Origin of the sequence: Rugamonas rivuli (genome assembly GCF_009380165.1) — a bacterium.
Taxonomy (GTDB): Bacteria; Pseudomonadota; Gammaproteobacteria; order Burkholderiales; family Burkholderiaceae_D; genus Rugamonas; species Rugamonas rivuli.
Genome location: NZ_WHUF01000004.1, coordinates 443,568 through 467,237 on the forward strand (window position 1 = coordinate 443,568; position 23,670 = coordinate 467,237).

A 23,670-nucleotide genomic window follows, 5' to 3' on the forward strand; every position below is an offset into this window, starting at 1 on the left:
GCGAAGGCGGGAGTCCATACTGAGCTTGCTTGCATGCGCCGTATGGATTCCCGCTTTCGCGGGAACGACATGCCTGGGTCTAGGGCTTTTCGTGGAAGCGTTCCAGACCGTATTGCAACGTGCCCGTGGTGGCGCCGCCGTCGTGGTACAGGATCAGCAAATCCATATTCTCGCGGTCGCGGAACAGATACTCTTTCAAGCGGCGGATCTGGTCCGTGCTCAGCTGCGAGATATTGTTGGTCGCCACCTGCTCCACTTCCGAATAGTAGCGCGCATACCAGCCCGAGATCTTGGAACCGAAGGAATCGGTCAACATCACCAGCCGGCGCTTGGGCGCCTTCGGATTGCGGAAGCGCGAGATATCGTACAGCGTTTCCGCGTACTCCTTGAACTCCGGGAAGCAGCGCCCGCCGTAGCAGGACTCGACGCCGGCCGCCGCGAAGTCGGCCTCCTCCACCGTGTTCTTGATGTCCAGCCCCTCGAACAGGTTATGCACGTCCGAGCGGAACTGCGTGCTGACGATGCCGAAGGCCGGCGCCGGCGTGCCGCGCGGCTTGCCCCACATCGGCAAGGTCAGCTCGGCCACCTCGGCCAGGCCGGGACCGTTCCAGTGGAACCAGTGCTTGGGGAACAGCATCATGCGGCTGCGGATGTCGCGCATTTCCTTGAGCGGATAAATGGTCGACTGGCGCACCAGCGGGTCGAGCTCATTGCCTGCCAACAGCTTGCCCATCGGCGTATCGGTGGCGGCGCAGCGGTCGGATATCCAGCGCGGCAAATCCTGGTACTCGACCACCGGGCCGGACGGCACGATCATCATCCGCGGGTCCAGGCCCTGGGCGTGGAAGTCACGGAACAGGCGGTTGATGTATTCCGGCGTACCGGCGCGCACCACGGCGTCGCCGGCGCACACCGACGTCACCGCCGAGAACGGCGGCACATTGGTGCCATGCGCGGTCAGGAACATGCGGCCGTGGCGGCCGGCCGTCACCTGGACCGACGGGAATTCATGGAACAGGCGGTAGCGCAGCCGGTTGTGCACGCGCAGCAGCGCCGCGCGGAAGCCGAAGTTGTCGTTGATCCAGGCGTCCAGCTTGGCCGGCAGCGCCAGCGCCGTGGCCCAGTCGGTGGGACGGTCGGGCAGCGAGGCCAGCACGCGGTTTTCGCCGCGGCGGTCGGCCACGGCGCGGTTGGCGCCGACGATGGCGGGGATGGCCAGCAGCGCGACCAGCGCGATCTTGGCCGCGTGGCGGCGCAGCGGGCCGGCGGGGGTAGCGGACGTCATCATCAGAAACGGAAATAAATAAACGGGTTATAGGTACCGGCGGCCATGTTCAGCACGCAGAGCATGAAGGCGGCGGCCAGCGCGGCCGAGCGCAGCGGCGCCGCCTGCAGCAGCGTCGCGGCGCGGCTGCGCAGCGTGGCCGGCGTCAGGCGCACGGTGGCGATCAAGGTGCCGATCGCCAGCGCCAGCGCCGACGAGGCGGTGAAGTCCATCTGCCACGGATGCGGCACGGCCGCCTCGCCCTGCAGGCCGGCCATGGTGCGCAGGAAGGACAGCGCGTGCGGCACGCTATCGGCGCGGAAGAACACCCAGCCCAGCATGACCATCAGCAGCGTGTAGGCTTGCGACAGCAGCGACGGCAGCCGCGCCAGCAGCGCGCCCAGGCCCAGGCGCTCCAGCACCAGCAAGGCGCCGTGCCACAGGCCCCAGATCACGAAGGTCCAGGCGGCGCCGTGCCACAGGCCGCACAGCAGGAACACCAGGCCCAGGTTCAGGTAGGTGCGCAGCGGGCCGTGGCGGTTGCCGCCCAGCGGGATGTACAGGTAGTCGCGGAACCAGGACGACAGGCTGATGTGCCAGCGGCGCCAGAATTCCGTCATCGACAGCGAGGCGTACGGGCGCTGGAAGTTGGGCGGATAGGTGAAGCCCAGCATGTGGCCGATGCCGATCGCCATGTTCGAGTAACCGCCGAAGTCGAACAGGATCTGGATGGTGTAGCAGGCGATGCCGATCCAGGCGCCGGCCGTGGTCAGCTGCGACGGGTCTTGCGCGAACAGGCGGTCGGCCGACAGCGCCACGGTATTGGCGATCAACATTTTCTGCGCGAGGCCGATGATGAACTGGCGGAAGCCCGCCCACAGGCGCGCGTTCGGCAGGTCGCGGTGCTCGATCTCGTGGGCGATCTGGCGGTAGCGCACGATGGGGCCGGCGATCAGCTGCGGGAACATGGCCTTGTACATGGCGAAGCGCCAGAAGCTGCTCTGCACTTCGATGTCGCGGCGGTACAGGTCGATCAGGTAGGAAATCCCCTGGAAGGTGAAGAACGAGATCCCCAGCGGCAGCACCACGGCCGGCACCGTCACGCCGTGGCCGAGCGGCTGCGCCAGCTGGTTGTAGATGCCGGCGAAGAAGCCGATATATTTGTAGTACATCAGGAACGCCAGGTTGGCCAGCACGCCCAGCACCAGCATGGCCTGGCGGCGGCGCTCGCCCCGGGCGGCGTTGATCAGCCAGCCCACGCCGTAGTTCAGCAGCGCCGACGCCAGCAGCAGCGGCACGAAGCGCGGCTCGCCCCAGGCATAGAACAGCAGGCTGCCGATCAGGAGTACGCCGTTTTTCCACGGCAGCACATAGTATAAGAACAGGAATAAGGGGAAAAAATAGAATAAGAACGTGGCGGAACTGAAAACCATGAATAACCTCAAAGAGACCGGCCGTGTCGCTGCAGTGGCATTTATATAACGGAAGGGGGGCATCATAAACCAAAACCCCCGCAGCACCGCCAACCGGACAAAAAAATTGCTGTAGTGAACATTATCTCAGACCTGCCGTATAATCACGCCGGCATACTTGCCTTATATGTAACTGGCTGTAACGGCACTTGCCGCGTCGATGACCGCCGCTTACCTTACACGCCCCCGTGCTCGCGCAACAACAACCACCGAAGAATATGCAGCAGACCAAAACCCCTTCCGTCGCCGTCGTCATTCCCAGTTACAAAGTGACGCGCCATATCCTCGGCGTACTGGCGGCGATCGGCCCTGAAGTGGACCGCATCTACGTGGTCGACGACCGCTGCCCCGACCAGTCCGGCGCCTATGTGCGGGCCCATAACACCGACCCGCGCGTGGTGGTGGTCGAGCATGCGGAAAACCAGGGCGTGGGCGGCGCCGTCATGACCGGCTACCAGGCCGCGATCGCCGACGGCGCCGACATCATGGTCAAGGTCGACGGCGACGGCCAGATGGATCCGTCGCTGATCCCAGCCTTCATCGCCCCCATCCTGGCCGGCGAGGCCGACTACACCAAGGGCAACCGCTTCTTCGACCTGGAGCAGATCGGCAGCATGCCGCCGATGCGTCTGTTCGGCAACGCCATGCTGTCGCTGCTGACCAAGCTGTCGTCCGGCTACTGGGACTTGTTCGACCCGACCAACGGCTACACCGCGATCCACCGCGACGCCGCGCGCCACCTGCCGTTCCACAAGATCAGCAAGCGCTATTTCTTCGAGACCGACATGCTGTTCCGCCTCAACACCCTGAACGCCGTGGTGCACGACGTGCCGATGGACGCGGTCTACGGCGACGAGGTCAGCAACCTGAAGATTTCCAAGATCGTCACCGAGTTCATGGCCAAGCACGTGCGCAACTTCTGCAAGCGGGTGTTCTACAACTACTATCTGCGCAATATGTCGCTGGCCTCGATCGAGCTGCCGCTGGGCCTGCTGATGGTGGTGGGCGGCAGCGTCTACGGCGGCCTGCACTGGATCGACTCGGCGCGCGCCGGCCTGCCGACCGCGGCCGGCACCGTCATGCTGTCGGCCATGCCCATCCTGATGGGCATGCAGCTGCTGCTGGCCTTCCTGGCCTACGACATCGCCTCGGTGCCGCGCCGCCCGCTGCAGAACCGCGGCCGCCTGGTGCGCAGCATCATCGCCCGCGGCTGACGGCACCCAACCCTACTCCATAGTCCATGCGCCTACTTCAACGCTACACTCCCCGCCTGTCCAATTCGGCCCTGTTCCTGATCGCGCTGCTGGCCGTCTTCCTCTACTTCACCTTGCGCAACATCGGCCTGTATCCGACCGTGTTCGGCGACGAATGGTCGTACAGCAGCTTCACCCGCCTGATGCCGTTCCGCGACACGCAAGTGCCGTCCTACCTGTTCTACACGGTGTACCGGCTGACCAACTTCTGCGGCGACGGCTACCTGGAGTGCGCGCGGCTGATCAACGCCGTGTTCTTCGTCGGCGCCGCGCCCTTCATCTACCTGATCGCGCGCCAGTACATGACGCGCCAGATGGCGATTGTGATCGCCGTGCTGGCCATCCTCACGCCGAGCAATACCTACACCGGCTACTTCATGCCGGAAGCCATGTACTTCTGGGGCTTCTGGGTGTTCAGCTGGAGCGTGCTGCGCGGGCTGGGCCGGGTCGATGTCCGCTCCGTGATGCTCAGTTCGGCGGTGCTGGGCTTGCTGGCCATGGTCAAGGTGCACGCGCTGTTCCTGATTCCCGGCTACGTGGTCTACCTGGCCTACGCCACCTTCGCCCAGCGCGGCGCCAGCGGCAACTGGCGCTGGCTGCGCCAGGCGCTGCTGCTGGTGGCGGTGGCGCTGGCCACGGCCGCCGTGGTGCGCCTGGCGGTGGGCTATCTGTACGCCGGCCGCAACGGCCTCTACCTGCTGGGCACCATCTATTCCAACCAGGCCCAGGCCCGTCCCGCGCTGGGCGTGCTGATCCGCCTGGCGCTGGTCAGCCTGCAAGGCCACCTGATGGCGCTGGTGCTGATGTTCGGCATGCCGCTGGCCGCCGCCGCACTGCAATGCGCCAGCCGCAAGCAGCGCCACGGCGCCGCGCGCGGCAGCAGCACGCTGCTGGCCTACGCGGCGCTGATGATCCCGTCGCTGGTGGCGGTGACGGCGCTGTTCACGGCGCTGGTGGCCGGCGGCGGCAATGAGAGCGGCGTGCGCCTGCACATGCGCTACTACGATTTCGCCCTGCCGCTGCTGCTGATCCTGGCCGGCGCGCAGCTGGTGACGCAGCGTCCCGGCGTGGCGTGGCGCGGCCGCCTGGCGGTGGCGCTGCCGCTGCTGGCGGCGATGTGGGCGGCCAGCCGCTACCTGATTCCGGGCTACACCCCCAACCACATCGACAGCCCTACCCTGTTCGGCATGGTGCACGACGGCGGCAGCTACCAGGCGCTGATCGGCTTCAGCGTGGCGGCGGTGCTGCTGTGGGTCGCCAGCACGCGCCTGGCGGCGCGCTGGTTCGTCTACATTGTGATCCCGGTGACGCTGATCATCTCCGGCGACAACGTCAACCTGTATGCCCGCATCGCGCAGCGCCCGGACGCCTACGTCAAGGCCGGCCTGTTCGCCCACCAGTACCTGACCCAGGAAGAGGCCAAGCGCCTGACCATCGTCGGCAACGACATGGCCAACCTGTTCAAGAGCCGCTTCTTCGTCGACAACGTCGACGTCAGCCTGCTGCTGCTGGCGCCCGGCCAGCCGATCACGCTGGCCTCGCTGGCGCATCCGAACGGCTGGCTGCTGGTGGTGGGCGACTATCCGCTGCCGGAAGGCGCGGTGCGCCACAGCGGCTTCCGCGAGTACACGCTGGCGCGCGTCAAGCCGCCGGCCGAGGCCAGGCTGCACCGCTTCGCCGAGACCGAGGACGACAGCATGCGCAGCACCGGTTTGTCGTTCATGGAAGATTGGGGCCGCTGGTCCGAGGGCGGCCAGGTCGCGCTGACCTTTGCCCAGCCGCTGCCCAAGCAATTGCTGCTGCGCCTGGACGTGGCCGCCTACGGACCGAACACCGGCATGGACTTCGAAGTGACGATCGGCGGCCAGACCGTGCCGCTGCGCGCGGACGGCTCGCACGGCGTGAAGGAACTGCGCTTCAGCACCGACGGCACGGCGCGCGCGATCACCATCAAGATACCGAAGCCGACCTCGCCGCAGGAACTGGGCTTCGGCGGCGACCAGCGCAAGCTGGGCATCGGCCTGTACAGCATGGAAACCATCGACGCGGCCGCGCCGCGCCCCTAAGCTACTTCCGCGCTACTTCCGCACCACGGCGCAGAACTGGTAAGGCAGGTAGTTGCGGCCGATGTAGGCCGGATACACCCGGCAGCCCGACGCCGGGTCCAGCCGCAGGCCGTGGCGGTCGAGGATGGCGGCGGCGTCGCTGCGCACCGCGCTGTCGGCTTCGTCGCCCTGGCGGCGGCGCTCGGCGCGCGGCTTTTCCGCCGGGTCTTGCTGGATCGACGTCAACAACACATAGAACGGCCCGCTGCGCTCGGCCATCATGGCCGCCACGCGCTGCTCGTACAACGGCGAGCCCGGGAATCCCCCACTGATCGACACAAACGCCAGCGAAGCCGGGAAGCCGGCCGTGTACCAGCCCACCGGCGCCTGCGTGGTCAGCACCAGGCTGCGCTCGGGATGGGCCATCTCCGGCACCGTCACGCGGAAAGCCTCGCTGCTCCAGCGCGCGCGGCCCCAGTGCGGCGTCGGCAGCGCCAGCAGCACGGCCAGCAGCACCGCGCCGCCCGCCACGCGGCGGGCCGCCGGCGGCGCCAGCAAGCGATGCGCCAGCAGCCACAGCACCAGCGGCGCCAGCAGCTCCAGCGGCACCAGGTAGCGGTAGATGCTGAACAGCGCCTGCCAGCTCAGGTAAGCCAGCACAAAGAACGCCAGCACGAAGCGCGCCTGCGGCGGCAAGGCCGCCTGACCCGCGGCGCGCGGCCGGCGCCAGGCCCGCAGCGCCGCCACGGCCAGCACGATGAAGCCCAGGTAGAGCAACGGCCACAACAGCAGTCGCATGCGGATCTCGGTGACGCGCTCCGGATGCAGCGCGAAGATCACCGGCCACAGCAGCTTCTCGGTCCAGCCCTGCGGCAGCCAGTGGGTGTCGCCGATGCCGATCGGCGCCGCCAGCGGCGAGCGGAAGATGTCGTTGAATTGCGGGTACAGCGGATTGCCGAACTCCAGCCACATACGCCAGAACCAGTGGCCCGCCGTCAGCGCGATGCCGGACAGCACGCCGACGCCGAACACGAAGGCGCGCGACACGGCCCGCCACCAGCCGCCCGGCAGCAGCAGCAGCGCCGCGCACAGCGCCAGCGCGTAGGTGGCGTTGGTCAGCTTGAGGCCGGTGCCCGCGCCCATCACCAGGCCGGCCAGCAAGGCCAGCGCCAGGCCGCGGCCGCCGGCGCGCGCCAGCGCCTCCCAGTGGCGCAGCACCAGCGCCAGCGCGCCCAGCACGGACAGCGCGGTCAGGTTGTCGCCCATCGAATTGCCCAGCTGGCTGAAGAAGGCGCAACCCATGCAGCCGGCCAGCGCCAGCAGCAGCGGCAAGGACAGCGGCAGGCGCGGCGAAGCGGCCTGCGGCAAGTGCGCCAGCAGGCGGCGCGCGATGGCCAGCACCAGCAGCGCGTTCAGGCCGTGCAAGGCGCCCATGGCGAAGCCGGCCAGCGGCGCCGGCAAGGCGCGCAGCAGGCCGTAGTAGACCAGGTCCAGCGTCGGGTTGAAGTAGCTTTGCCACTGGCCCGGCGCCAGGTCCACGTTGAGCTTGCCGTTGAGCAGGGCGAACGGGTTGTACAGATGGTAGTTGCGCAAGTCCCAGTTGTCGTCCTGCCCCAGCAGCAGCGACAGGAGGCCGAACAGCAGCGGCAGCAGCCACGGACGGGTTTCCAGCAGGGTCAGGCAGCGCGCCATTACGGCGGACAAGGCGGCAAACGGGCGCGACAACTTAATCATAGGCGGTAGGTCAGCGTTGGAAGACGAGGAATTTGGCGCTCAGGAAGTTCAGCACCAGGCCGGCCAGCGTGCCGCAGCACACCGCCAGCAATGGCGCGGCGGGCAGCAGCGGCGCGGCCGCCGGCCAGCCGGCCATCAGCGCGATGACGGCGGCCGAGACGCCGTAGTTGACGGCGCCGCCGAAGGCCATGGCGCCGACATAGCGCCACCACTGGCGCCACGCCGAGTCGCCGGCGGCGTCGAAGGTGTAGCGGCGGTTGATCTGCCACGTGACCCACACCGCCGACAGGAAGGACAGCACGCGGCCGGCGTGGAAGCCGGTGCCCAGCGCCAGCGCCAGGTACAGCACCAGCACGTCGACCACCAGGCCGGCGACGCCGGCCACGGCAAAGCGCAGCAGCTGGATGCGGACGTGCGGCTTAAGCATGCATCAGGCGTCGGAGGCTGGCGTCGGCGCCGGCACCGCCAGGTAGGCGAAGCGCTTCTGCTCGATGCGGCCCTTGGTGACGGTGTCGAGTATCAGGCCGCAGGACAGCGACAGCACGCTCAGCATGCCCAGCCCGGTGCACAGCACGGCCGTCGGCAGGCGCGGCACCAGGCCGGTCTGCAGATAGGTGGCGACCAGCGGTTCGGCCAGCACCAGCGCCAGCAGCGCGCTGACGCCGGCGCCGATGGCGAAGAACGGCAGCGGCTTTTCATTCTTGAACAGCTTGAGGATCATCCACAGGATGCGGATGCCGTCGCGGTAAGTGTTGAGCTTGCTGACCGAGCCTTCCGGCCGCGCGCCGTAGCGGGTCGGCACCTCGGCCACCGGCATGCGCAGTTCCAGCGCGTGCACGGTCAGCTCGGTCTCGGTCTCGAAACCGGCCGCGTGCGCCGCGAAGGACTTGGCGTAGCGGCGCGAGAAGATGCGGTAGCCCGACAGCATGTCGGTGAAAGTGTTGCCGAACACCGCGGCCACGCAGCCGGTCAGCAGGCGGTTGCCGAAGCGGTGGCCGAAACGGTAGGCTTCCTGCTCGTCGGTATGGCGGGTGCCGACCAGCATGTCCAGGCCGTCGTCGAGCAGCTGGCGCACCATCTGCGGCGCCACGCTGGCGTCGTAGGTGTCGTCGCCGTCGACCATCACGTAGACGTCGGCGTCGACGTCGGCGAACATGCGGCGGATCACATTGCCCTTGCCCTGCTGGCGCACGCTGCGCACGATGGCGCCGGCGGCGCGCGCCACGGCCTGGGTGTCGTCGCTGGAGTTATTGTCGAACACGTAGACCGGCACACCGGGCAGGCAGGCGTTGAAGTCGCGTACGATGGCGGCGATCGTCAGGGCTTCGTTGTAGCACGGGACAACGATGGCGATACGGTGCTGGGGAAAGGTGTTCAATTGAGCATCTGTAAGTGTCGGTGGCGAAATTGTACAGGAGTCCGGTCGCGCCGCACACCGCAGCCGCCCCCGCTTTGCCCCCGTGGCCGGCGGACGCTGCTAAAATGGCAGCCCTTCGGCGCCATCAACCATCAAGGACAACCCTGCCGCATGAAACACCTGATCTCCCATGTATAAGCGGCTGTTCCTGCAACGCCAGTTCCTGGTATTCGTCGCCGGCGGCCTGCTGACGGCGCTGATCGACATCGGCCTGATGCAGCTGGCCCTGCGCGCCGGCCTGCCCTCGCTGACGGCGGCCAGCATCGGCTTCGTCGCCGGGCTGGCGGTCAACTACGCCTTCCACGCGCGCGTCACCTTTGCCCGCCTGAGCCAAAGCCACAGCATGTGGCGCTACCTGGTGGTGGTCGGCGTCAACTACGGCCTGACCCTGCTGCTGGTGGCGCTGGCGCAGGCGCTGCTGGGCAATCCGCTGGCCGGCAAGCTGGTCTCGCTGCCGGTGGTGGCCGCCAACGGTTTCCTGTTGAGTAAATTCTGGGTATTCAAATGACTGCTGACATTGCCACTCCCACGCTGACCTTCGCCCCGGTGCGCTACGACGAGGCCGCGCTGGCCCAGTACGGCGCGCTGTTCGCCGCCTGCTTCCCGGACGCCAGCAAGTTCACGCCGGCCTATCTGCGCTGGCTGTACGCCGACAATCCGGACGGCGCGGCGGCCGGCTACGACGCCTGGGACGGCGAGCGCCTGGCGGCCCACTACGTCTGCGTGCCCGGCGTGGCGCGCATCGGCGGCGAGGAGGTGCGCGTGCTGCTGTCGCTCAACACCGCCACCCATCCGGACTACCAGGGCAAGGGCCTGTTCACCAGGCTGGCGGCGCTGACCTACGATACGGCCCGCGAGCAGGGCTATGACGCGGTGTACGGCGTGGCCAACGCCAACAGCACGCCCGGCTTCATCCGCAAGCTGGGCTTCCAGCTGGTGCGGCCGCTGGAGGCGCGGCTGGGCTGGGGCGGCGTCGGCACGCGGCTGCACGGCCAGGGCGCGGCGGCCAGCTTCGAACGCCAGCGCAGCCCGGCCGCGCTGGCCTGGCGCTGCGCCAATCCCGACAATCCGGTGCGCATGCGCCGGCGCGGCGCGCTGTGGCAGTTCGACGCCGCCGCGCTGAGCGTGGCGCGCGCCTACGGCGAACTGGCGCTGCCGGCCGGCGGCGGCACGCCGGACCACAACCACGTGGCCGGCGCCTGGGCGCCCGCGCGCCTCTACCTGGGCCTGGTGCCGGACAGCGAACGCCGCTACACCGGCTATCCAGCTATCCCGCAGCGCCTGCGGCCGTCGCCGCTGAACCTGATCTACCGCTCGCTGTCCGGGCGCGTGGCCCGGCTCGACCCGGCGGCGATCCGCTTCAGCTTCCTCGACTTCGATGCCTACTAAGCCCGACGCCCCGGCCGCGCTGTTCCTGTTCGCCCACCAGGACGACGAGTACGGCGTGTTCCAGACCATCGAGGACTGCCTGCGGCGCGGCCGCCGCGTGGCCTGCGCCTACCTGACCGAGGGCGCGGCCGGCTCCGGCCCGCGCCGCAACGCCGAATCGCTGGCGGTGCTGGCCGGCATGGGCGTGGACGCGCGCGACATCGTGTTCGCCGGCGACGGCCTCGGCATCGTCGACGGCAAGCTGCCGCAGCACATGGACGGCGCCGGCCGCTGGCTGCACGACTGGCTGGCCGGCTTCGGCCAGGTCGAGCTGGTCTGCGTGACCGCCTGGGAAGGCGGCCATCACGACCATGACGCCCTGCACTTCCTGGCGGCCCACACGGCGCAGCGCCTGGGCCTGCTGCCCCGGCTGCGCCAGTACTCGCTGTACAACGCCTGGCAGCGCAAGGCGCCGTGGTTCAACGTGCTGGCGCCGCTGGCGGCCAATGGCGCGGTGGAACGCACGGCCATCGCCTGGGACGCGCGGCTGCGCCACCTGGGCCGGCTGCTGCGCTATCCGAGCCAGTGGAAAACCTGGGTCGGCCTGTTTCCCTTCGTGCTGTGGCACTACCTGCGCCACGGCAGCCAGCAGCTGCAGCCGGTGGCGCTGGAACGGCTGGCGCAGCGCCCGCACGCCGGCCCGCTGTACTACGAGCAGCGCCGCTTCTACACCTACGAGGCGATGCGGCAGGACATGGCGCACTGGCTGGCGCGCTGAGCTTCACGCGCCGGTGGAATTTGGTGAGATTATTTCATTAGCAAACGGTTAGAATTGCGGCGCCCTCACAACACCGAAAGCAGTACGCCGTAATGAACCAAGAAAAAAACCTGCACTGGGTGCAGCTGTTGCGCGGCGTGGCCGCGTTGCTGGTGGTACTGACCCACGGCAGGTATGCGCTGCTCGGCACGCCCTCCTGGCCGCTGGCCGACCAGCTGATGACGCCCGGCGCCATGGGCGTCGACCTGTTCTTCATCATCAGCGGCTTCATCATGTACTACTCGACCACCGGCAACCCCGGCGGCGCGGGCGAGGCGGCGCGCTTCCTCATCAAGCGCTTCGCGCGCGTGTGGCCGGCGTACGCGGTGGTCACGCTGGCCGCGGTGTACGTGCTCAACGGCGGCACCGCTTATTTCCACGTGGCCGCCAACCGGCTGGCCTTCTGGCACACGCTGGCCATGCTGCCGGCCGATCCGCACCAGGCGCCCTACTTCGGGCTGACGCTGGCGGTGGGCTGGACGCTGGAATTCGAAATGTATTTCTATCTGATCTTTGCCGCCAGCATGCTGTTCAAACGCCTGCGCTGGTTCGTGCTGGCGTCGTGGGTGCTGCTGACGGTGATCCTGCTGCCGCTGGGCCATGCCGGCTTCGACATGAGCGTCGTCCGCGACCACGGCTTCACGGCCGGCTACATGAGCATCGCCACCAATCCCTTCGTGCTGGAATTCCTGGCCGGCGTGCTGATCGGCTGGGCGCACCGCCAGCCGTGGCTGCGCATCCCCGGCCGCCAGCTGGCCTGGCATGTGCTGGGCCTGAGCGTGGCGTTCGCCGTGTTCGCCGTCTACAGCCGCGCGGTGGATGGCCACGGCCCGACCCACTACGGCTGGCCGCTGGCGCTGATGGTGCTGGCGATGGCCTTGGCCAGCAAGACCGTAGAGATACGCGCGCCGGCGCTGTTCATCTGGCTGGGCTCGATTTCCTATTCGCTCTACCTGACCCATCCGATCGCGCAGGGCCTGGAGCTGAAGGCCTTGCAGATGGCCGGCCTCAACAGCTTGTGGTCCAGCTGGTGGTCGGTGCTGCTGTCGACCGCGTGCGCGCTGTCGGTGGCGGCGCTATCGCACCACTACCTGGAGCAGGGCTTGTCCAACAAGGTCCGCAAGCTGTTGCTGCGGCTGCTGACGCGGCGAGCCGAAGCGCCGACGCAAGCCGCTCCCGCGCAGCCGATCAAGCGCCGGGCCTGAAAGCGCTGGCCTATCACCCAATCTTGCTATACATTTAACCCCTCGCTAGCCTGCGGGTTCAAACAGGGGATTACATGGATTGTCTGGTTTGCAAACATCAAACGGCGCCGGGGCTGTCCGCCTGGCACCGTGTCTGTCCGTCTTGCCGCTACGAGAGCGCGGCGCTGCTGCCCACCATCAACGACGCCGAAGTCCATGTGCACGTGGACGAGGCCCAGCGTGAAGCCGGCCTGAAGGCCATACGCCAGGAAAATTTCAAGACCATCGTCGGCTATGCGAAACAACTGGCGCCGGCCGGCGCGCGCCGCCTGCTGGACGTGGGCGCCGCCCACGGCTGGTTCCTGGAAGCGGCCCGCGACGATTTCGACGTGCTGGGCATGGAGCCCGACACGGCGGTGGCGCTCAAGACCGCCGCGCGCGGCCTGCCGGTCCGCAACGGCTTCTTCCCCGATGCGCTGGAGGCGGACGAACGTTTCGATGTGATTGTGTTCAACGATGTGATCGAGCATATCCCCGACATCGAGTCGGCGCTGGCGGCCTGCCGCGAGCGGCTGACGCCGGGCGGCATCCTGATACTCAACCTGCCCAACAGCCGGGGCTTCTTCTATCGCCTGTCCAAGCTGTTCGCGCGCGTCGGCTGGCGGGCGCCGTTCGAGCGGCTGTGGCAGAAGGGCTTGCCGTCGCCGCATGTGCACTATTTCGAAGCCGGGAATTTGAGCAAGCTGGTCGGTGGTCAGGGACTGGAGCTGCGGCTCAAGGCCGAGCTGCCCGCGGTGCGCGCCAAGAGCATGCTGGAGCGCTTGCGCTGTGCCGGCCAGGGAACCTGGCTCAGCATCTACGCGCAATACGCCGCCGTCATGATGACGATACCGGTATTGCGCGCCTTCCCCAGCGACATCGTGGTCTGCGTCTACCGCAAACCCTGAGCGCCGGGGCTGAGGCTTTTTACTGCTTCGGTGCGCCGCCCAGCAGGAAGGCAACCTTCTGCTTGGGCTTGGCCGCTGCCGCGCTGCCCAGCGCGGCGGTCGGCGCCGGGGCCGGCGCCTTGGCCGGCTCGTACGGTTTCAGGAACCATGGATCGACCTTCTCGCGGCGCGCGCCGTAAGCCGGTGCGCCCGGAGCGCGCGGCGACGAGCGGTCGCTGCGTTCGCCACGGCCGGCAGGCGCCGACGACGAGGCGCCACGGCCACCCTCTTCACGACGCGGACGGCGTTCGCCGCGCTCGTCGCCGCCATAGCTAGTGGCAGGGTTGAAGCCGTCCAGTTCGCCGCGACGGATGGTTTGCTTGATCAGTTTCTCGATGTCGGCCAGCAGGCGTTCATCCTTGTCCGAATAGATCGACAGCGCGTCGCCCGAGGCGCCGGCGCGGCCGGTGCGGCCGATGCGGTGCACATAGTCTTCGGCGTTGTACGGCAGGTCGTAGTTGATCACGCACGGCAGGTCGGTGATGTCGAGGCCGCGCGCGGCGACGTCGGTGGCGACCAGGATGTCGATCTCGCCCTTCTTGAACGATTCCAGCGCGGCCATGCGTTCCTGCTGCGTCTTGTCGCCGTGGATGGCGACCGCTTTCATGCCCTCCTGCTCCAGCCCCTTGGCCAGGCGCGAGGCGCCGATCTTGGTGTTGGAGAAGATGATCACCTGCTTCAGCTCGCGCTGGCGCAGCAGGTGCGCGGTCAATGCGTGCTTCTGGTTTTCCGGCACCTTGTAGACCACTTGCGTGACCTTGTCGGCGGTCTGGTTGCTGCGCGCCACTTCGATCGTCACCGGATTGGTGAGGAAGGTGTTGGCCAGCTTCTTGATCTCCGGCGAGAACGTGGCCGAGAACATCAGGTTCTGGCGCTTGGCCGGCAGCAGGTTGATGATGCGCTGCAGGTCGGGCAGGAAGCCCATGTCCAGCATGCGGTCGGCTTCGTCCATGACCAGCATCTGCACCTGGCCGAGGCTGATGTTCTTTTGCTCGACGTGGTCCAGCAGGCGGCCCGGGGTGGCGATGACGATCTCGACGCCGGCCTTCAGGATGACGGTCTGGCCCTTCATGTCCATGCCGCCGAAGACGACGGTCGAACGCAGCGGCGTGTGCTGGGCGTAGGCCTTGACGTTCTCGGCCACCTGCACCGCCAGTTCGCGGGTCGGGGTCAGGATCAGCGCGCGCACCGGGTGGCGCGCAGGCGAGGTGCTGGTGCTGGCGTGGGCCAGCAGCATCTGGATGATGGGCAGCGCGAAGCCGGCGGTCTTGCCGGTGCCGGTCTGGGCCGCGCCCATGACGTCGCGTCCCTGCAGCAGCACCGGGATGGCCTGGGCCTGGATCGGCGTCGGATGCACATAGCCCTGGTCGGTCAGCGCGCGCAGGATGTGCGGCGACAGGCCGAAATCGGCGAAGCGGACTTGGGACGGCTCGGCGGCCGGCGCGGCAACCACGGCTGCGGCTGCGGCTGCGGCTGCGGCTGCGGCGGGTGCGGCGGCAACTTCGGCGGGCGCCGGCGCAGCTGGTACGGCAGTCTCTACGGCTTCGGCGGCCACGGCTTCCGGAGCGGGCGCAATAACGGTCGGGGTAATGATCTCGGTTTCGGACATAATGTGTGCGGCGGCCCTGCGGCGGACAGCCAAGCTTTCTTCAAATAACAACATATTTGCACTGCCGGCCCTGGCTGATGGTCAACTTGGAGGAAGTGCGGAAGGACCGGCGGGGCGGCACGCGATAACAGCAGGATACAATGAGCGCCGTAAACTATACCCTAATTTCCGGCAACTGCGCTAAAAACCACCGGCTTTTATATCGAAACCATTGCATCAATGGTATGTATAATAGTTAATCTGACCAGAAATCTCCCGCCATCGGATTCCCCCCATGCTCCTGTCATCGCCGGTTGTACGCCGTTTGCTCCTGCCATTCCTGCTGCTGATCACCCTGCTTGCCATGCTGCCGCTCGCCCCGCGGGCCGATGCCGCGCCGGCGCCGTCGCTGCGCTTCAAGAAGCTGGGGCCGCTGGGCGGCGACGAGCCGTCGATGCTGTCGCTGATGCAGGACCGCAAAGGCTTCGTGTGGGTCGGCACCCACACCAACGGCCTGTACCGCTACAACGGCTACCAGTCGGTCAAGTACATCAACAACCCCGGCGATCCCAACAGCCTGCCGCACGACCGCGTGTCCGCCATCTACGAGGACAAGCAGGGCCGCATCTGGGCCGGCACCCAGAACGGCCTGGCGCGCTTCAACCCGGAGAGCAACAACTTCACCTTGTTCGCGCCGCCCGGCAAGGCGCCCAAGAACCACCGCATCATCAAGAACATCATTTCCGACGGCAAGAACGGCATGTGGGTGGGCAGCTGGGGCGGCCTGCAGCACTTCGATCCGGCCACCGGCAAGTTCACCGTCTACGCCCATGACGACGCCGATCCCGACAGCCTGGCCAGCAACGACCTGAACGCGCTGGCGCTGGACGCCAAGGGCGGCGTCTGGATCGGCACCTGGCCCGGCGGGCTGGACTACCTGGCGCCCGGCGCCACCCGCTTCCGCCACCACCAGGTCGACCCGGCGCCCAAGCCCGACGCCCGCGTCAACATCGTGCGCGCGCTGCAGTTCGACCAGAACGGCATGCTGTGGATAGGCACGGAATCGGGCGTGATACGCTGGGACGGCAAGAGCGACTGGGACACGCGCAAGGCGATCGCCTCGCCGTACAGCCGCATCACCAACTTCAACCTCGACAACAAGGGCACGCTGTGGTGCACCACGCTGTCGGCCGGCCTGCTGCGCTGGAACGAGGCCAACGGCGAATTCGACCAGTTCGTGCACGCGGCCGACGACCCGTACAGCCTGCCCGGCGACAATCTGCGCGCGGTGATGCAGGACCGCGGCGGCATGCTGTGGATCGCTTCCTTCACCGACGGCATCAGCCTGGCCAACCTGTCGAGCGAAGGCTTCACCCGCCACGTGCCATTCCGCATCGACAGCCGCTCGGCGCCGGCCAGCAATGCGCTGCTGAGCCTGTCCCGCGCGCCGGGCGGCCGCATCTGGTTGGGCGGCAACGTCGGCATGAGCTTGTACGACCCGGCCACCAGCACCGTCATCAAGAGCTACCGCGCCGACGACAAGAAGCCCGGCATGCTGAGCCACTCCATCGTCTACAGCATGTACCAGGACGACGACGGCAAGGGCCCGCTGTGGCTGGGCACGTCGAACGGCCTGAACCGGCTGGACACGCCGGACAGCGCCTTCCAGGTTATCCACTTCGGCAACACCGCCAGCGACTACATCAACGCCATCGCGCCCGGCGCCGGCGGCATGCTGTGGCTGGCCACCGGCAACAGCCTGATACGCTACGACACCAAGACCGACGCCCGCAAGATCTACTACAACGATCCGCAAGACCCGAGCACGCGCAGCGTCAACGGCACCTCGGCGGTGCTGGAAGACCGCGCCGGCCGCGTGTGGGCCGGCTCGGAATGGAATGGCGGCGGCCTCGACCTGCTCGACACGGCCACCGGCAAGTTCCGCCACTACCGCCACGCCGGCAACGACAAGAACAGCCTCAGCGACGACAACATCGCCAGCCTGCACGAGGATGCGCAAGGCCGCATCTGGGTCGGCACCAGCAAGGGGCTGGACCTGGTGGTGTTCAAGCCGGACGGCCAGATCAGCTTCAAGTCGTACGCGGCGGCCATGCGCGCGCCCAAGATCCTCGCCATCCAGCACGACCTCGACGGCAAGATCTGGTGCAGCACCATCGCCGGCCTGTACCGGCTCGATCCGGCCAGCGGCCAGGTGGCGCGCTTCACCGCCTCGGACGGCCTGACCGAAGGCTTCACCGTCAACTCTTCATCGATGGGCGAGAACGGCGTGCTGTACTTCGGCGGCGTGCACGGCATGACGGCGGTGACGCCGTCGGCAGTGCGCACCAGCTCGGTGCCGCCGCAGGTGGCGATCACCGACATCACCGTGTTCAATCATTCTCTGCAGGACGGCAAGCCTGGCGAGAACGTCAAGGCCGAAGGGCCGGTGACGTCGCCGACCGCGCTGACGCTGTCGGCGCAGGCCACGGTGTTCTCGCTGGAGTTCGCCGCGCTGCACTACACCGAGCCCAGCGAGAACCGCTATTCCTACCAGCTGCAAGGCTTCGACCGCGAATGGGTGGAGACCGACGCCGCCCACCGCAGCGCCAGCTACACCAATCTGAATCCGGGCCACTACGTGTTCCGCGTCAAGGCGGCCAACCACTTGGGCGTGTGGAACCCGGAGCCGGCCACCTTGAACATCACCATCACGCCACCGTTCTGGCAGCGCTGGTGGTTCCGCGCCGGCGGCGCCGCGCTGATCGTCGGCTCGCTGCTGCTGGCCTACAAGATCCGCATCCAGCGCCTGACCCGCCACCAGGCCGAGCTGGAGCAGCTGGTGGCCGCGCGCACCGGCGAGCTGGAGGAATCGAACCGCAAGCTGGCCGCGCTCAGCACCACCGACGGCCTGACCGGCGTCAGCAACCGGCGCGGCTTCGACCTGGCGCTGGAGGCGGAATGGCGGCGCGCGGCGCGCACCGGCCAGACGCTGGCGCTGTCGATGCTGGACGTCGACTACTTCAAGAAATACAACGACCACTACGGCCATCTGGCCGGCGACTCGACGCTGCGCACCGTGGCCGACCTGATCACCACGCACGGCCGCCGCACCACCGACCTGGTGGCGCGCTACGGCGGCGAGGAATTCGCGCTGCTGGCGGCCGCCACCGACGCCGCCGACGCCTTCGGCATCGCCGAGGAAATCTGCGCCGAGCTGGCGCGGCGCCAGCTGCCGCATGAGCAATCGCCGTTCGGCATCCTGACCATCAGCATCGGCGTGGCGGTGATGGTGCCGACCGAGGACAGCTCGCCCGAGCTGCTGGTGCAGATGGCCGACCGCGCGCTGTATCGTGCAAAAGAAAAAGGCCGCAACATGGCGCTGCTGGCCATGCCGCCGATGTGAGGACGGCGATGAGCGACACCCCCGCCTCCACCACTGCCGACGATCCGAAGCCGCAAGCGCCGCAGCCGCCGCAACCGGGCGACTGCTGCCACAGCGGCTGCACCTTCTGCGTCGAAGACATGTACCAGGATGAACTGGACCGCTACCGCGCCGCACTGAAGGCGTGGCGGGAGCGCCATCCCGGGCATGAGTGATAGCATAGTCAAACACCAGACGGAGGCAAACGATGACACGAGTTCGCGTTGAAGGCTTCACCATCTCGCTCGATGGCTACGGCGCAGGTCCGGACCAGGACATCCACAATCCGCTCGGCATAGGCGGAACGGAGCTGCACCAGTGGCTGCTCCCCACACGCACCTTCCAGCAGGCGCTGTTCGGCCAGGACGGCGGCACGACCGGGATAGACGATGATTTCGCCGCCCGTGGTTTTCAGAATATCGGCGCCTGGATACTCGGACGGAATATGTTCTCGCCCGATCGCGGCGACTGGCCGGACCCGGACTGGAAAGGCTGGTGGGGCGACAGCCCGCCGTACCACACACCGGTCTTCATCCTGACCCACTATGCCCGCGCGCCCATCGAGATGGAGGGCGGCACCACCTTCCACTTCATCACAGGCGGCATACACGAAGCGCTGGACCGCGCACGCGAGGCCGCAGCCGGCAAAGACGTGCGCATCGGCGGCGGGCCGGACACCATCCGCCAGTATCTGCGCGAAGGCCTGATCGACGAGCTGCACATCGCCATCTCGCCGGTGCTGCTAGGCCGGGGAGAGCCGCTGTTCGAAGGCCTGGACTTGCGGACGCTTGGATACACATGCGTGGACTCCGTCGCATCGGAGAAGGCCACGCACATCGTGCTGCGGCGGCAGGAGCCCACCGGCACCTGAGCCGTCCTTCCCGCGCAGGCGGGAACCCATACGCCGCTTGCTTAAAACGTTTCCCACTCGTCGCCGGCGGTGGCACTAGCCTTGGCCGGCTTCTTCAGCGCCGGCCTCGCCGCAGCGACAGGCTTGCTGCGCGGCGCCGGGCGAGCCGGCGGCGTGCTGGACGCCTGCAGCTTGAACACGCTGACCACCTCGCTCAATCTGGCCGCCTGATCCTGCATGGCTTCCGCCGCCGCGGCGGCTTCCTCCACCAGCGCGGCGTTCTGCTGCGTCACCTGGTCCATCTGGACGATGGCGGTGTTGACCTGCTCGATGCCGCTGCTCTGCTCGACGCTGGCCGAAGTAATCTCGCTCATGATGTCGGTCACGCGGGTGATGCTGGCGACGATTTCATTCATGGTCGCGCCAGCCTGGTCGACCAGCTGCGAACCGCTCTCCACCTTCTCCACCGAATCGCTGATCAACTGCTTGATGTCCTTGGCCGCCGCCGCCGAGCGCTGCGCCAGGTTGCGCACCTCGGACGCCACCACCGCGAAGCCGCGCCCCTGCTCCCCGGCGCGGGCCGCCTCCACCGCCGCGTTCAGCGCCAGGATATTGGTCTGGAAAGCGATGCCGTCGATGACGGCGATGATGTCGACGATCTTGCGCGACGACTCGTTGATCGACGCCATCGTGCCGACCACCTGGCCCACCACATCGCCGCCCTTGACCGCGATGCCGGAAGCCGACTGCGCCAGCTGATTGGCCTGGCGCGCATTGTCGGCGTTTTGCTTGACGGTGCTGGTCAGCTCTTCCATCGACGAGGCGGTCTCTTCCAGCGAGCTGGCCTGCTCCTCGGTGCGCGACGACAGGTCCTGGTTGCCGCTGGCGATCTGGCTGGACGCGGTGGCGATGGTGTCGGTGCCGCTGCGCACCTGGCTGACCAGGTTTTGCAGATTGCCGGTCATGTCCTTGAGCGCCTGCATCAGCTGGCCCGTCTCGCAGGCCGACTGCACGGCGATGGAACGCGTCAGGTCGCCGCCGGCCACGCCGCGCGCCAGCACCACCGCTTCCCGCAGCGGCGCCGAGACGATGCGCGCCACCCATAGCGCCAGCACGATGCCGATGCCGATGTTCAGCGCCAGCAGTCCGATCGCGGTCCAGCGGGCCGTGTGGAAGGTGGCGGTGGCCTGCGCGCTGGCGTCATTGCCGCCGTCGATATTGATCTTGACCAGCTGGTTGACTTCCTCGATCAGCGTGCCGATGGTGGCGGCCGAACTGCCGATGATGACGGCGCGCGCCTCGGCCTTCTGCCCGGCGCGGGACAGCGCCAGCAACTTGTCGTTGTCTTTCAACAGCGCCTGCAAGGACTGCGCGAAGCGCTCGTAGGTGGCTTTTTCCTCGGGACTGGAGATCAGCTTTTCGTAGCGTGCGCGGTCGGTCGCCAGCGCCGCCAGCGTGGCGCTCATGCGCTGGTCGTACTGCGCCATGGCCTTCTCTTCGTCGACCATCAGGTGCGACAGTTCCCAGCGCCGCAGTTCGCCGATATCGACGCGCAAGGCCAGCACCGCCTGCACGCTGGGCATCCAGTTTTCCGCCAGGTCGCTGGAGGCCTGGTTGACTTGCCCCATCGACAGAAGCGAACAGACGCCCATGATGAGCGTCAGAAATAAAACTGTACCGAAAGAAACTATGAGCTTGGTGGCGATTCTCAGGTCGTAAAACCATTGCATGGCGGTCTCCTCATCGTTACTCGGGACTATCAAGTATGCAACGATGCGGGGGCCGCCACCAGCGCCGTGATAGGGCTGTGTTGGGCTAGCAACAGCGGCTGGCGTGGCCAGCCGCCGCCGCAGGATTACAGCTTGCCGTTCAGCGTGAAGAACACTTGACGCGGCGCACCGGTCAGCAGCGTCTGAGCGGTGCCGCCGACATCGCTGGCCTGGAAGCCGTTGGTGCCGATCGAGCTGATGTACTGCTTATCGAACAGATTGGTGACGTTGACTTGCAGCGACAGGTCTTTCAGCATGCCCAGCGATTTCAGCTTGTAGCCAGCCGACAGGTTAGCCAGCCAGAACGATGGCACGCCGCCGTCGTTCAGGTAGGTGTAGTAGCGCTTGCCGGTGTACTTGCCGCCGACGCGAGCGAACCAGGTGCCGCTTTCATACGACACTTCGGTGTTGAACAGCGAACGCGGCGCGTCAACCACTTGCTTGCCGCTGACGGCCACCAGCTTGTTGTTGTCGGTGTAGTCCGATTTGTACTTGGAATCGTTGAAGGTGTAGGAATTGAACCAGCTGATTTCGCGGTTGAACTTCCACACGGCGATCGCTTCCAGACCCTTGGTGTCGATCTTGCCGACGTTGACGAAGGTCGATGGGCAGCCGACGATGCCGGCGCAGGTAGCCACGCTCAGCAGACGGTCATCGAAGCGGGCGTTGTAGACCGCCACCGAACCCTGGATGTCGGCGCGCTTGAAGCGGTAGCCGAAGTCGATGTTGACCGAGGTTTCAGGCTTGAGATTGCCAACGCCGGCGTTGTAGGCGGCCTGGGTTTGCGAGAACGGACCGTTGACGCCCGGCTGGAAGGCGCGCATGTTTTTCGACGCCGAGCCGAACACTTCGTCGTCGCTGCTGATGGCGTAGTTGAAGCCGGCCTGCGGCAGGAATTTCTTCTCGGCGTCGAGGTCGCCGGCAGCGCGGGTGCCGATGATGTTGGTGGCCTTGATGTCCACGTCCATGGCCTTGAAGCCGGCGTTGATCTTCAGCTTGCCGTCCATGGCGCTGAGGGTGTCGGCCACGTAGTACTGCGAGGTGGTGGTGACGAAGTTCTGCTTGAAGTCGGTGCGGAACGGATTCGACAGGAAGAACATGGTGTCCGCAGGACCGGTCACCTTGTAGTAGTTGCGGGTGGCGTTGTGATTGCTGCGCTCGCCCCACAGGCCGGCGGTGATGGTGTGGTTGCCCACTTCCCAGGTCACGTCGCTGGTCACGCCGTCGCGGCCGATCGAATACTCGGTGGTGCGCAGCGAGATCGGGTTGGCGGCATCGGTCGCCACGTACGGCGTGTACCAGTGGCCCTGGCCGTCGTTGTCGTGGTGGTAGATGGTGGTCTTCAGCGCCAGGTTGTTGGTGAAGTTCAGGTTCAGCGTCAGGCCGCCGATGGTGTCCTTGCGCAGGCCGCCGGCCGAGTAGTAGGCATCGTCCAGGCTGTTGACGGCGCCGCTGAATTTGTTCTTGGCGGCGTCCACCGCGCGCTGCCAGTCAGGCTGGTAGTTGTCCCAGCCGTAGCCCAGGCGACGCACCATTTCCAGCGACACGTCCTGGTAGTCGACTTCGCGGCGGTCGGAATAGTTGAGGAAGCCGGTCAGGCTGTTTTCGCCGAAGTTGAACACGAATTGCGAGTTCAGCTGATCCTGGTCCTGGCCGCCTGCGCCCTTGGTCTTGTCGGTGCGCTGGCGGGTGCCGCTGATGTAAGCCTTGACGACGTTGTTGATCAGGCCGGTGTCGACGCGGGCGAAGGTGCGCGAGGTCGAATCGCTGCCGAAGGTTTGCGCGAAGGTCAGGCCGCGCTGCTCGCTCGGGGCCAGCGTGAAGAATTGCACGGTGCCGCCCAGGTTGCTGGTCGACGCGGTGCCGACGGCGCCGGCGCCCTGCGACACGGTGACGTTGCCGACGTTTTCCGACGAGATGGCGCGGCTGATGTGCAGGCCATTGTTGTTACCATAGCTCATGTCGCCCAGCGGTACGCCGTCCAGCGTGAAGCCCAGCTGGTTCTGGTTGAAGCCGCGCACGCTGAAGCGGGTCGACCACTCGTAGGCGCCGAACGGATCGGCGGACTGGAAGTTCACGCCTGGCAGTTTCTCCAGAACTTTCAGCGGGCTGGTGCCCGGCAGCGCTTCGGCCAGGTCGGCCTTGTTAATGTTCTGCACTTGACGCGACTGGCCGCGACCGGTGATTTCCACCGTTTGCACCGGACCGACGATGGCGCCGGCCACCGAGCTGTCGGCGGCGGCATCGACCGCGTCAGCGGCGGCGTAGGCTTGGCAAGCCAGGGCTTGCAGGACCACCAGGCACAATGGTTTCAAAGGGAAGCGCTGTTGCATAATTGTTCTTCTTTCTTGCGAGTTAGTGGAAACTGGACTGGAATCAAAACTGGCAAGATTGTAGGAACTGCATATGACGCGGCGATGACGGGAATGTGACAACTTGGTGACACAACAACATTTCTTCACCCAGGATAAGTACGCAGCCGTACGGACCGCATGAGGGCGT

18 protein-coding genes are annotated in these 23,670 nt (G+C 66.8%); 10 read left to right on the plus strand and 8 right to left on the minus strand.

The genetic code is table 11. The annotated features are described in order from the left end of the window. Positions 1-79: 79 nt before the first annotated feature. Both GEV01_RS16960 and GEV01_RS16965 read right to left on the minus strand, forming a co-directional pair. Positions 80-1,288, minus strand: coding sequence for a hypothetical protein (locus GEV01_RS16960; protein WP_152806525.1), 1,209 nt, complete (start codon positions 1,286-1,288; stop codon positions 80-82). Then, entirely contained in the window at positions 1,288-2,634 is a 1,347-nt protein-coding gene (locus GEV01_RS16965) for an MBOAT family O-acyltransferase (protein WP_217428425.1), read from the minus strand. The genes GEV01_RS16960 and GEV01_RS16965 overlap by 1 nt, the downstream gene beginning before the upstream one ends. A gap of 320 nt (positions 2,635-2,954) precedes the next feature. Between GEV01_RS16965 and GEV01_RS16970 the strand changes: the two genes are divergently transcribed. Continuing rightward, positions 2,955-3,950 (plus strand): glycosyltransferase family 2 protein, encoded by a 996-nt coding sequence (locus GEV01_RS16970; protein ID WP_152806529.1) that lies wholly within the window; start codon positions 2,955-2,957, stop codon positions 3,948-3,950. A gap of 26 nt (positions 3,951-3,976) precedes the next feature. Beyond that, the gene (locus GEV01_RS16975) at positions 3,977-6,055 is read left to right on the plus strand and encodes a DUF7024 domain-containing protein (RefSeq protein WP_152806531.1); all 2,079 of its coding nucleotides are present in this window, start codon (positions 3,977-3,979) and stop codon (positions 6,053-6,055) included. A 12-nt stretch (positions 6,056-6,067) separates the two neighbouring features. Here the strand turns inward: GEV01_RS16975 and GEV01_RS16980 are convergent, their stop codons facing one another. Genes GEV01_RS16980 through GEV01_RS16990 form a run of 3 tightly spaced genes read right to left on the minus strand, consistent with a single transcriptional unit; the run spans position 6,068 to position 9,146 of the window. Then, the gene (locus GEV01_RS16980; protein ID WP_152806533.1) at positions 6,068-7,768 is read right to left on the minus strand and encodes a glycosyltransferase 87 family protein; all 1,701 of its coding nucleotides are present in this window, start codon (positions 7,766-7,768) and stop codon (positions 6,068-6,070) included. A 10-nt stretch (positions 7,769-7,778) separates the two neighbouring features. Then, a complete protein-coding gene (locus GEV01_RS16985; protein ID WP_152806535.1) occupies positions 7,779-8,195 on the minus strand; it encodes a GtrA family protein in 417 nt (138 codons plus the stop codon). A 3-nt stretch (positions 8,196-8,198) separates the two neighbouring features. Then, on the minus strand, positions 8,199-9,146 hold the full coding sequence (locus GEV01_RS16990) for a glycosyltransferase family 2 protein (protein ID WP_152806537.1): 948 nt from the start codon (positions 9,144-9,146) through the stop codon (positions 8,199-8,201). 169 nt (positions 9,147-9,315) lie between these two features. Here GEV01_RS16990 and GEV01_RS16995 point away from each other — a divergent pair, with 169 nt between their 5' ends. The 5 genes from GEV01_RS16995 (at position 9,316) to GEV01_RS17015 (ending at position 13,501) form a co-directional block, all read left to right on the plus strand. Next, entirely contained in the window at positions 9,316-9,693 is a 378-nt protein-coding gene (locus GEV01_RS16995) for a GtrA family protein (protein WP_152806539.1), read from the plus strand. After that, positions 9,690-10,574, plus strand: coding sequence for a GNAT family N-acetyltransferase (locus GEV01_RS17000; protein WP_152806541.1), 885 nt, complete (start codon positions 9,690-9,692; stop codon positions 10,572-10,574). The genes GEV01_RS16995 and GEV01_RS17000 overlap by 4 nt, the downstream gene beginning before the upstream one ends. After that, complete coding sequence (locus tag GEV01_RS17005; RefSeq protein WP_152806543.1) at positions 10,564-11,331, plus strand: PIG-L deacetylase family protein; 768 nt, start codon at positions 10,564-10,566, stop codon at positions 11,329-11,331. Before GEV01_RS17000 ends, GEV01_RS17005 begins: the two co-directional genes overlap by 11 nt. Positions 11,332-11,423: 92 nt before the next feature. After that, complete coding sequence (locus GEV01_RS17010) at positions 11,424-12,575, plus strand: acyltransferase family protein (protein WP_152806545.1); 1,152 nt, start codon at positions 11,424-11,426, stop codon at positions 12,573-12,575. Between the two features lie 74 nt (positions 12,576-12,649). Further along, the gene (locus GEV01_RS17015) at positions 12,650-13,501 is read left to right on the plus strand and encodes a class I SAM-dependent methyltransferase (protein ID WP_152806548.1); all 852 of its coding nucleotides are present in this window, start codon (positions 12,650-12,652) and stop codon (positions 13,499-13,501) included. 19 nt (positions 13,502-13,520) lie between these two features. On the opposite strand, the gene GEV01_RS17020 is transcribed toward GEV01_RS17015, so the two are convergent. Beyond that, positions 13,521-15,149 (minus strand): DEAD/DEAH box helicase, encoded by a 1,629-nt coding sequence (locus GEV01_RS17020; protein ID WP_152806550.1) that lies wholly within the window; start codon positions 15,147-15,149, stop codon positions 13,521-13,523. Positions 15,150-15,423: 274 nt separating this feature from the next. On the opposite strand from GEV01_RS17020, the gene GEV01_RS17025 reads away from it, so the two are divergent. From GEV01_RS17025 to GEV01_RS17035, 3 genes are read left to right on the plus strand one after another with little or no spacing between them, the layout of a single operon-like run. Next, positions 15,424-18,531 (plus strand): ligand-binding sensor domain-containing diguanylate cyclase, encoded by a 3,108-nt coding sequence (locus GEV01_RS17025; RefSeq protein ID WP_152806553.1) that lies wholly within the window; start codon positions 15,424-15,426, stop codon positions 18,529-18,531. 8 nt (positions 18,532-18,539) lie between these two features. Then, complete coding sequence (locus GEV01_RS17030; RefSeq protein WP_152806555.1) at positions 18,540-18,725, plus strand: oxidoreductase-like domain-containing protein; 186 nt, start codon at positions 18,540-18,542, stop codon at positions 18,723-18,725. A 32-nt stretch (positions 18,726-18,757) separates the two neighbouring features. Next, positions 18,758-19,420, plus strand: a complete 663-nt coding sequence (locus GEV01_RS17035) for a dihydrofolate reductase family protein (protein ID WP_152806557.1) — start codon at positions 18,758-18,760, stop codon at positions 19,418-19,420. Positions 19,421-19,461: 41 nt separating this feature from the next. Here GEV01_RS17035 and GEV01_RS17040 read toward each other — a convergent pair whose 3' ends face one another. Both GEV01_RS17040 and GEV01_RS17045 read right to left on the minus strand, forming a co-directional pair. After that, positions 19,462-21,129: a methyl-accepting chemotaxis protein gene (locus GEV01_RS17040; RefSeq protein ID WP_152806559.1), complete on the minus strand. Its 1,668-nt coding sequence runs from the start codon at positions 21,127-21,129 to the stop codon at positions 19,462-19,464. 125 nt (positions 21,130-21,254) lie between these two features. Next, entirely contained in the window at positions 21,255-23,483 is a 2,229-nt protein-coding gene (locus GEV01_RS17045) for a TonB-dependent receptor (protein ID WP_235914399.1), read from the minus strand. Positions 23,484-23,670 lie beyond the last annotated feature (187 nt).

Excerpts from the sequence above, each read along its gene's own strand:
- GEV01_RS16960 (WP_152806525.1), bottom strand. The coding sequence starts at position 1,288 with ATGATGACGTCCGCTACCCCCGCCGGCCCGCTGCGCCGCCACGCGGCC.
- GEV01_RS16995 (WP_152806539.1), top strand. The coding sequence starts at position 9,316 with ATGTATAAGCGGCTGTTCCTGCAACGCCAGTTCCTGGTATTCGTCGCC.
- GEV01_RS17035 (WP_152806557.1), top strand. The coding sequence starts at position 18,758 with ATGACACGAGTTCGCGTTGAAGGCTTCACCATCTCGCTCGATGGCTAC.
- GEV01_RS16985 (WP_152806535.1), bottom strand. The coding sequence starts at position 8,195 with ATGCTTAAGCCGCACGTCCGCATCCAGCTGCTGCGCTTTGCCGTGGCC.
- GEV01_RS17015 (WP_152806548.1), top strand. The coding sequence starts at position 12,650 with ATGGATTGTCTGGTTTGCAAACATCAAACGGCGCCGGGGCTGTCCGCC.
- GEV01_RS16975 (WP_152806531.1), top strand. The coding sequence starts at position 3,977 with ATGCGCCTACTTCAACGCTACACTCCCCGCCTGTCCAATTCGGCCCTG.
- GEV01_RS17030 (WP_152806555.1), top strand. The coding sequence starts at position 18,540 with ATGAGCGACACCCCCGCCTCCACCACTGCCGACGATCCGAAGCCGCAA.
- GEV01_RS17020 (WP_152806550.1), bottom strand. The coding sequence starts at position 15,149 with ATGTCCGAAACCGAGATCATTACCCCGACCGTTATTGCGCCCGCTCCG.
- GEV01_RS16970 (WP_152806529.1), top strand. The coding sequence starts at position 2,955 with ATGCAGCAGACCAAAACCCCTTCCGTCGCCGTCGTCATTCCCAGTTAC.
- GEV01_RS17005 (WP_152806543.1), top strand. The coding sequence starts at position 10,564 with ATGCCTACTAAGCCCGACGCCCCGGCCGCGCTGTTCCTGTTCGCCCAC.
- GEV01_RS17000 (WP_152806541.1), top strand. The coding sequence starts at position 9,690 with ATGACTGCTGACATTGCCACTCCCACGCTGACCTTCGCCCCGGTGCGC.
- GEV01_RS17040 (WP_152806559.1), bottom strand. The coding sequence starts at position 21,129 with ATGCAATGGTTTTACGACCTGAGAATCGCCACCAAGCTCATAGTTTCT.
- GEV01_RS17010 (WP_152806545.1), top strand. The coding sequence starts at position 11,424 with ATGAACCAAGAAAAAAACCTGCACTGGGTGCAGCTGTTGCGCGGCGTG.
- GEV01_RS16980 (WP_152806533.1), bottom strand. The coding sequence starts at position 7,768 with ATGATTAAGTTGTCGCGCCCGTTTGCCGCCTTGTCCGCCGTAATGGCG.
- GEV01_RS17025 (WP_152806553.1), top strand. The coding sequence starts at position 15,424 with ATGCTCCTGTCATCGCCGGTTGTACGCCGTTTGCTCCTGCCATTCCTG.